The following is a 1,257-nucleotide window of genomic DNA, read 5'->3' as shown; positions in this document are numbered from 1 at the left end:
AATAGTGCTCCTGTCCCCCTATTTCCCGTATTTCCCGGTTATAGAAATGCCATTCACTTTGCTATACGATCTTTCAGCATCGTCGCCGCAGCAGCGATATCAGGTTTGGCAAGAGCCCCCGACGAACCACATGTATCAACGTAAACCCCTTCCCAATCATCACTTTTTTGAAAGAAAAAAAGCCATTTATCACCAACTTCAACCGGAACTCTTGATGAATCATTGCTATTGTAAAAAGCTATTTTTCTACCCAAGTGCCCCTTGTATACAACGTCAACTCTAACGGTAATCTTTTGATATTCATCATATAAAAGCCGCCCGTCATATTTGAAGTATTTTTTGAAATAATTCCCTTTTGATACGACCGTACCAGATACAACATATTGAGACCTACTGTAATCGTCTTCTAACGAAACCCGTCCGTCAACGCAAATCGATGCCATAGCCGTCGATGTATAAAAAAAGGTGCATAAGGCTAATGCAGACCGCACTATATACTTCATTCTAACCTCCAGAACTTGGCTGCGTTCCAACAGGACAGCCTTTGGGATTGTTGGTAAACAACGTAACCTTAGCATCTTTGCCAAAATGCCTACCACCTGTAACTTCAAGTACAAGTTGACCTGGCGCTCGCGCCATAATCGCATCTTGAGCCAAAATTGAATTGCTGTACCGCACATTACCAACCTTCTTGTTGTTAACGACATCAGTAAGGGTGGAAAAATTCTGCGTCTGAGTTCCATCAGCATTTGTAACCGTTCCATATGTCATTGGCGCAAAGCTCTTAATTCCTCCGCCATCAATCCAACGATCGAAACCGGTCCATTGACGCGGAATGATTGCTACAGACATTGACGTTATTTCAGTTCCCCACGCACCTTCTTTTCCAATAAAGTTAGCGTTTCCCTCCATTACATATGCGGTTCCAACACATTCGGTGAGATTCGATTCATTTGTACTTTGGGCAGCCGGCGAGCCACCAGGTGAATAGAGGCAGCTATTCATAAATAGATAGCCTAAACAAGGTCCTCCTGCATTTCCATACTGCTGCATTAGATATGAGTTATAAGCACCATCTACTGCTCCCTGCTGCCGAGCCCTTTTTGCGGCTTCGCATGTTGCATCGCATCCATTAACAAATACAGGCCCAATCTGTGCATCCTGCAACCCAGTTGGATCGGTTCCATTGACCGGATCGCCATGAACATAGGCGTACATGTTCATACCGTCGCCGTAGCCGATCGGGTCCGGCTGCAA

At 44.9% G+C, this 1,257-nt stretch carries 2 protein-coding genes; both read right to left on the bottom strand.

The genetic code is table 11. From position 1 onward, the window contains the following. Positions 1–53 precede the first annotated feature (53 nt). Positions 54–503 carry a hypothetical protein gene (locus ABI_RS06370; protein WP_157138720.1) on the bottom strand — a complete coding sequence of 150 codons (450 nt, stop codon included), beginning with the start codon at positions 501–503 and terminating at the stop codon, positions 54–56. 1 nt (position 504) lies between these two features. Further along, the coding region (locus tag ABI_RS24940) for an RHS repeat-associated core domain-containing protein (RefSeq protein WP_211211121.1) at positions 505–1,257 on the bottom strand (753 nt) is incomplete at its 5' end.

This window comes from Asticcacaulis biprosthecium C19 (assembly GCF_000204015.1).
GTDB classification, from domain to species: Bacteria; Pseudomonadota; Alphaproteobacteria; order Caulobacterales; family Caulobacteraceae; genus Asticcacaulis; species Asticcacaulis biprosthecius.
The sequence above is the reverse complement of the archived record's forward strand: the minus strand, read 5'-3'. Positions and strand labels throughout refer to the sequence as shown.

Excerpts from the sequence above, each read along its gene's own strand:
- ABI_RS06370 (WP_157138720.1), bottom strand. The coding sequence starts at position 503 with ATGAAGTATATAGTGCGGTCTGCATTAGCCTTATGCACCTTTTTTTAT.